We start from the raw sequence: 7,116 nt of genomic DNA, 5'->3' as shown, positions 1-7,116 counted from the left end.
GTTTGGCACCGGCTTTGCCGGTGATCGCGGGGCAAGCCCGCTCCCACGCTGGAACTCTGTTCCCTGCGCGACACCCGCAAGGGCTGTGTGATCTCCTACAGGGTATTACTGTGGATTCATCAGCGGGCTGTCTCAAGGTGAAACACTCAGTCGCGAAATGGGACGTTCCGACCCGCCGGCTACCCGCGGCAATCGTCCAGCCGAACTAGCCAAGCAGTTGAAATCAAACAGCTTTGGCAAGACTGGCACACTTCCTGTATTGCAACTGTCACATGCACCTGCAGTACCCAGGCGTGCACAAAAACGATAAGAAACGACACCGTGGAGGTCTGACCTTGAAGACGACTCGACTCCGGCGGCATGCGGGCAAACTGGCGCTGGTCGCCGCCGCACTGCTGGGCACCCAGGCCATGGCGGCCGAGCAGGGCCCGAGCCTGTTGCAAACCAAGTGCATGGGGTGTCACATCCCCGAAGGCAATGACGCCTACAGCCGCATCAGCCACCAGCGCAAGACCCCGGAAGGCTGGTTGATGAGCATCGGCCGCATGCAGGTCATGCATGGCCTGCAGATCAGCGATGATGACCGCCGCACCCTGGTCAAGTACCTGGCCGACAAACAGGGCCTGGCGCCTAGCGAAACCGAAGGCGTGCGTTACGCCATGGAGCGCCGGCTCAATACGGTCGAGCAGTTCGATGACCCGCTCAGCCAGATGTGCGGTCGATGCCACTCCGGCGCCCGGGTCGCCTTGCAGCGCCGTCCGGCGCAGGAGTGGGAACATCTGGTCAACTTCCACCTCGGCCAATGGCCGTCCCTGGAGTACCAGGCCCAGGCGCGTGACCGCGACTGGCTGGACATCGCCCTCAAGCAAATGGTGCCGGACCTGGCCAAGCGCTTCCCCCTCGACAACCCAGCCTGGAGCCAGTGGCAGCAGGCCAAGCCCAAGGCTGATGCGTTGGCCGGGCAATGGGCGTTTGGCGGGCACATGCTGGCCAAGGGCGATGTGCGCGGGGTAATGAGCGTTAGTGCAGGCGAGGGGGACACTTTCAAGGTCGAGGTCAAGGGCAGCTATGCCGACGGCACGCCGTTCAACGGCAGCGGTACGGCAATTCTCTACAACGGCTACGAGTGGCGCGGCAACGTCAAGATCGGCGAGGCCAACTTGCGCCAGGTGTTCGCCGCGCTCGATGGTGAGATGAAGGGCCGCATGTACGAAGCCGAGCATGATGAGCGTGGCCTGGACTTCACTGCGGTGAAGGAGGGCAAGGCACGCCTGCTGGCGGTGCAGCCGGCGTTCATCAAGGCCGGCGCTGAAAGCGAGATCACCCTGGTCGGCAGCGGCCTGAGTGGCAAGCCGGACCTCGGCGCTGGGGTCGAGGTGAGCGAGGTGCTCGAGTCGAGCGCAACCCTGGTCCGGGTCAAGGCGCGCGCCGCCAAGGACGCCGCCGCAGGCACCCGCGAGGTCGCCGTTGGCGCGCTCAAAGGTGTGACCCTGGCGGTCTACGACAAGGTCGAGCAGGTCAAGGTGGTGCCGGCATTCTCCATCGCCCGGATTGGCGAAAATGGCGGCTCCACGCCCAAGGTTCAGGGCCGCTTCGAAGCTGAAGCCTGGGGCAAGGACGCCAGTGGCCAGCCACTGCGCATCGGCTACCTGCCGGCGAAGTGGAAGGTCGAGCCGTTCAACGAGCGGGCAATCGAGGACGAGGACGTCAAGTTCGCCGGTGCCATGCAGCCCGACGGTGTGTTCATGCCGGCCGGTGCCGGGCCCAACCCTGAGCGCAAGATGATGACCAACAACGCCGGCAACCTGAAGGTCATCGCCCAGCTCGAAGACGGCGGCCAGCAGGGCGAAGGCCACCTGATCGTCACCGTGCAGCGTTGGAACAACCCGCCTTTGCCATAAGGGCGAGCAACGCGCGTCACTAACGGATCGATTACTGGAGGTCGCCATGGGCGCACAATTGAATCTGGTCGAACGCAACTTGCACGAAGTGCAGGTCGATGCCGACCGCATGCTCTTTCACATCCCCAGCAGTTCGCTGTTCAGCACCGATGCAGTCACCGGCGGGATCATCGACAGCTTGCGTCAACAAGGCTGCTCGGCTGAAGAACTGGTGCAGCGCCTGAGCCTGCAATTCAGCGGCCAGGACATCGAAGACACCCTGCGCGAGCTGATCGCCCTGGAAGTGGTCAGCGATGGCTCGCCGCTCACCCCGGAAATCGCCCTCAAGCGGGTCGAGCGCACCGCGCTGAACACTGTGGTACTGAACGTCAACACCGGCTGTAACCTGAGCTGCACCTATTGCTACAAGGAAGACTTGGACAAGCCTTCGGCGGGCAAGAAAATGAGCACTGCCACCGCCGAGGCCTCGGTGGAAATGCTGCTCAAGGAGTCACCCGATGAAACCCGCTACAGCGTGGTGTTCTTCGGCGGCGAGCCGCTGTCCAATCGGCCTCTGATCGAGCACATGGTCGCCTACTGCGAGCAGCGTTTCGCCGAGGCTGGCAAAGAGGTGGAGTTCATCATGACCACCAATGCCACGCTGCTCACCGAAGAGATCGTCGACTGGCTCAACGCCCACCGCTTCGGCTTGTCAATCAGCATCGACGGGCCGAAGACCGTGCACGACCGCAATCGCATCACCGTTGGCGGGCAGGGCACCTATGACGTGGTGCGGCGCAAAGCCGACATGCTGCTCTCGCGCTACACCAGCCGCCCGGTCGGCGCGCGGGTGACGCTGACCCGGGGCATCACCGACGTCGAGACCATCTGGAATCACCTGTTCAACGAGATGGGCTTTGCCGAGGTGGGCTTTGCCCCGGTCACCTCTGGCGACATGGCCGACTTCAACCTGACTGGCGAGGAACTGGTGCAGGTGTTCGCCAACATGAAAGCGCTCGGTCGGCGCTATCTTGAGGCTGCCCTGGAACACCGCAGTATTGGCTTTTCCAACCTGCACCAGCTGATCACCGACATCCATGAAGGCCACAAGAAGGCGCTGCCGTGTGGCGCCGGGCTGAAGATGCTGGCGGTCGATCACCAGGGAGAGTTGAACCTCTGCCACCGCTTCACCGGCTCCAGCCTGCCGACCTTCGGCAATGTCCATCAGGGCGTCAAACAGGCGCAGCTTAACGATTTCCTGTCCCAGCGCCTGGACCGCAGCAACACCGGCTGCGACGACTGCCGGATCCGTAACCTGTGCTCGGGCGGCTGCTACCACGAGAGCTACGCACGCTACGGCGACCCGACCCATCCGACCTATCACTACTGCGAACTGATGCGCGACTGGGTCGACTTTGGCATCGAAGTCTACAGCCGCATCATGGCCGTCAACCCGGCTTTCATCGATCGCTACATCACTCCGCGCAAGGCACATTGATATGAAGCACTTGAAGGCAATGAACAACAAGGCGCGCATCCTTGAACAAGCCGCCGCCGAGGACCGGGTCGAAGAAGTCATGGCCATGAGCGCGGTAGCCGGTTGCACCGCGACCACCGACCCGGGGTGGGAGGTCGACGCCTTTGGCGGCGTCAGCTCGCTATGCCAGCCGATGGAAGCCGACTTGTATGGCTGCTCCGACCCTTGCTGGTGGCCGGCCCAGGTGCCGGACATGATGAGCACCTACCAGGACTGGAACGCCCAGGCGAGCAACTCGCAGGACGACTGGCGCAACCTGGGCACCGTATTCCCGAAAGACAAGTGACCGGCCCGACAAGAACGACAAGGGGAAACCGCATGAAACCTGGATTCTGCGCGCAGCTCGCGCTCACCGTCGCCGCCTGTGCCGGCGCTTGGACTTCGGCGCAGGCCGCTGAAGCCGGCGCTGCGCTGACGCCTGGCCACGAGTACATGATCGTCACCAACTATCCGAACAACCTGCACGTGGTGGATGTGGCCAACGACAGCGTATTCAAGTCGTGCCGCATGCCGGACGCGTTCGGCCCGGGCACCGCGATGATGGCGCCGGACAACCGCACCGCCTATGTGCTGAACAACCACTTTGCCGATATCTACGGCATTGACCTGGACAGCTGCAACACCGTTTTCCACGCCAACTTGTCCAGCGTCCCTGGCGAAATCGGCAAGGCCATGTACTCGTTCGCCATCAGCCCGGACGGCAAGGAGGTCTATGCCACGGTCAACCCAAGCCAGCGACTGAACGATCATTACGTGGTCAAACCGCCGCGCCTGGAAGTGTTCAATACCGCCGACGGCCTCAACGCCAAGCCGGTCCGCAGCTTCCCCATGCCGCGCCAGGTGTACCTGATGCGCGCCGCCGACGATGGCAGCCTGTTCGTCGCCGGCCCCGACCTCTACAAGCTGGATGTCAGCAATGGCAAGTACGAGGTGGCGTTGCCGCTACGTAACTGGAACCGCCCCGGCTACAGCGCCCCGGACGTGCTGTACTTCTGGCCGCACCAGAGCGCACGGCACGAGTTCTCGATGCTCTACACCATCGCCAAGTTCAAGGACGACAAGCAAGACCCCGCCACCGCCGATTTGTTGTATGGCTACCTGAGCGTGGACCTCAAGACCGGCAAGACCCACACCCAGGAATTTGCCGACCTGAGCGAGCTGTACTTCACTGGACTGCGTTCGCCGAAAGATCCCAACCAGATGTATGGCGTGCTCAATCGGCTGGCGCGCTACGACATCAAGGAGCGCAAGCTGATCAAGGCGGCGAATCTGGACCACACTTATTACTGTGTGGCGTTCAACCGCAGCGGCAGCAAGCTGTACCTGGGCGGGACATTCAACGATCTGGCAGTGTTCGATCCCGATACGCTGGAGAAAGTCGGCAACATCAAGCTGCCGGGTGGCGACATGTCGACCACCACGCCGCAGGTGTTCGTCAGGTAGTTGTGGGTTGTTTGCGCCTTCCCCAGCGCGGGGCAAGCCCGCTCCCACGCGGCTGGTATCTTGGCTACGTGGGAGCGGGCTTGCCCCGCGATAAGGCCCGCACCGACACCCTAAAAATAACAAGAGATCACCATGACCCAGCCCAGCTATACCCAAGGCCAACAAGACAAACCGCTGCTCAGCCAGTGCATCGGCGACGCCTTCGACAGCACCGTGGCCCGCTTCCCTGAGCGCGAGGCGCTGGTGGTGCGTCATCAAGGCCTGCGCTACACCTGGCGCCAATTGGCCGCAGCGGTCGATCAACACGCTCGCGCGCTGATTGCCTTGGGCGTGCAAGTGGGCGATCGGTTGGGCATCTGGGCGCCTAATTGCGCCGAATGGTGTATCACCCAGTTCGCCAGTGCCAAGGTTGGCGCGATCCTGGTCAACATCAACCCGGCCTATCGCAGCAGCGAGCTGGACTACGCCCTGAGCCAATCGGGCTGTCGCTGGGTGATCTGCGCCGATTCGTTCAAGACCTCTGATTATCACGCCATGCTGCTCAGCCTGGTCCCGGGCCTGGGCAAAGGCCTGCCCGGTGAACTGAGCTGCGAACGCCTGCCCGAACTGCGGGGTGTGGTCAGCCTGGCCGCCCATCCGCCGGGCGGGTTTCTCGCCTGGCCTGATCTGCAAGCCAAGGCTGTCGACACCAGCCCTGAGACCCTGGCCGCGCGCCAAGCGCAACTGCGCCCCAGCGACCCGATCAACATCCAGTACACCTCAGGTACTACCGGCTTCCCTAAAGGCGCCACGCTCAGCCATCACAACATCCTCAACAACGGGTACATGGTGGGTGAGAGCCTGGGCTTGACCGAGCACGACCGCATGGTCGTGCCGGTGCCGCTGTACCACTGCTTTGGCATGGTCATGGCCAACCTCGGTTGCATGACCCACGCCAGCACCCTGATCTACCCCAGTGATGCCTTCGACCCCCTGGCCACTTTGCGTGCTGTGGCCGAGGAGAAAGCCACAGCGCTGTATGGCGTGCCGACCATGTTCATCGCCGAGCTGGATCACCCACAGCGTGGCGAGTTCGACTTGTCCAGCTTGCGGACCGGGATCATGGCTGGCGCTACCTGCCCGATCGAGGTGATGCGCCGGGTGATCGACGAAATGCACATGGCCCAGGTGCAGATTGCCTATGGCATGACCGAGACCAGCCCGGTGTCGTTGCAAACGGGCGCCGATGATGACCTGGAGCGCCGCGTGACCAGCGTGGGGCGCACTCAGCCGCAGCTGGAGAGCAAGATCATCGATGCCCAGGGCAATACCGTTGCGTGTGGGGAAATTGGCGAGCTGTGTACCCGTGGCTATAGCGTGATGCTGGGGTACTGGAACAACCCCAAGGCCACTGCCGAGAGCATCGATGGCGATGGCTGGATGCACACTGGCGATCTGGCGGTGATGGATGAGGCTGGCTACGTGCGGATCGTCGGGCGAAGCAAGGACATGATCATTCGCGGCGGCGAGAACATCTATCCGCGGGAGCTGGAGGAGTTTTTCTTCACTCATCCGGCGGTGGCTGATGTGCAGGTGATTGGTATTCCTTGTAGCCGCTATGGCGAGGAGATTGTCGCCTGGGTGCGTTTGCATCCTGGGCATTCGGTGGGTGAGGACGCGCTGCGGGAGTGGGCTAGGGCGCGGATTGCGCATTTCAAGGTGCCGCGGTATTTCCGCTTTGTGGATGAGTTTCCGATGACGGTGACGGGGAAGGTGCAGAAGTTCAGGATGCGTGAGATTAGTATCGAGGGGTTGGTTGGGGGTAAGTCTGGGTAAATGGGAGCTTGGGAGCTTGGGCATTTGGGCTGGGGCTTATCCATTTAATGGGGTGACTTTACTGGCCCCTTCCGCCTTTACGGCGGCTTACTTTTCTCTTGGGAAAAGTAAGCAAAACCGCTCGCTCCTACATACGGCCCTACGCTGCGCTTCGGGTCCCTTCGCGCCGGCGCCTTCCGGGCCCGCGCGGCCTACGATTTGCTGCGCAAATCTACATCTCGCGCCTTCGGCTGCGCCGAAGGATGCTGGCGCACCTGGCCCTCCAGGCACCTCTGCTCAGCCTCCTGAAGTCGCGAATCTGCGGCGCCTGCAATTATGCGCACGAAGATCAAGAGCAGGCGAATCGCTGCGCTCTCGCCAAAGCCAAAGCTTGAATTGTTCTTTTGTGTTGTTTGTTCCGGCCTCATCGCGGGGCAAGCCCGCTCCCACGTGACTCGTGGG

Annotated in this window: 6 protein-coding genes; 5 read left to right on the top strand and 1 reads right to left on the bottom strand. The window is 62.4% G+C overall.

Going from position 1 to position 7,116, the window contains the following annotated elements; all coding sequences use genetic code 11:
• Positions 1–335 precede the first annotated feature (335 nt).
• The 5 genes from peaA to AAZU54_RS27045 all read left to right on the top strand — a co-directional run bounded on the left by peaA (position 336) and on the right by AAZU54_RS27045 (position 6,675).
• A complete protein-coding gene (gene peaA, locus AAZU54_RS27065; protein ID WP_392467161.1) occupies positions 336–1,901 on the top strand; it encodes a quinohemoprotein amine dehydrogenase subunit alpha in 1,566 nt (521 codons plus the stop codon).
• A gap of 46 nt (positions 1,902–1,947) precedes the next feature.
• Positions 1,948–3,378, top strand: a complete 1,431-nt coding sequence (gene peaB, locus AAZU54_RS27060) for a quinohemoprotein amine dehydrogenase maturation protein (RefSeq protein ID WP_186554371.1) — start codon at positions 1,948–1,950, stop codon at positions 3,376–3,378.
• A 1-nt stretch (position 3,379) separates the two neighbouring features.
• Positions 3,380–3,703, top strand: a complete 324-nt coding sequence (gene qhpC, locus AAZU54_RS27055) for a quinohemoprotein amine dehydrogenase subunit gamma (protein WP_186554372.1) — start codon at positions 3,380–3,382, stop codon at positions 3,701–3,703.
• A 32-nt stretch (positions 3,704–3,735) separates the two neighbouring features.
• The gene (peaD, locus tag AAZU54_RS27050; RefSeq protein ID WP_434727883.1) at positions 3,736–4,860 is read left to right on the top strand and encodes a quinohemoprotein amine dehydrogenase subunit beta; all 1,125 of its coding nucleotides are present in this window, start codon (positions 3,736–3,738) and stop codon (positions 4,858–4,860) included.
• A gap of 132 nt (positions 4,861–4,992) precedes the next feature.
• Positions 4,993–6,675 carry a fatty acid CoA ligase family protein gene (locus AAZU54_RS27045; RefSeq protein ID WP_312156196.1) on the top strand — a complete coding sequence of 561 codons (1,683 nt, stop codon included), beginning with the start codon at positions 4,993–4,995 and terminating at the stop codon, positions 6,673–6,675.
• Between the two features lie 191 nt (positions 6,676–6,866).
• Here AAZU54_RS27045 and AAZU54_RS27040 read toward each other — a convergent pair.
• A partial coding sequence (locus AAZU54_RS27040; protein WP_434727882.1) for a hypothetical protein occupies positions 6,867–7,116 on the bottom strand: 250 nt, incomplete at its 5' end.

The sequence above is a fragment of the Pseudomonas sp. Je.1.5.c genome (genome assembly GCF_051129895.1).
Classification (GTDB): Bacteria; Pseudomonadota; Gammaproteobacteria; order Pseudomonadales; family Pseudomonadaceae; genus Aquipseudomonas; species Aquipseudomonas urmiensis.
The sequence above is the reverse complement of the archived record's forward strand: the minus strand, read 5'-3'. Positions and strand labels throughout refer to the sequence as shown.

Excerpts from the sequence above, each read along its gene's own strand:
- qhpC (WP_186554372.1), top strand. The coding sequence starts at position 3,380 with ATGAAGCACTTGAAGGCAATGAACAACAAGGCGCGCATCCTTGAACAA.
- peaD (WP_434727883.1), top strand. The coding sequence starts at position 3,736 with ATGAAACCTGGATTCTGCGCGCAGCTCGCGCTCACCGTCGCCGCCTGT.
- peaB (WP_186554371.1), top strand. The coding sequence starts at position 1,948 with ATGGGCGCACAATTGAATCTGGTCGAACGCAACTTGCACGAAGTGCAG.
- AAZU54_RS27045 (WP_312156196.1), top strand. The coding sequence starts at position 4,993 with ATGACCCAGCCCAGCTATACCCAAGGCCAACAAGACAAACCGCTGCTC.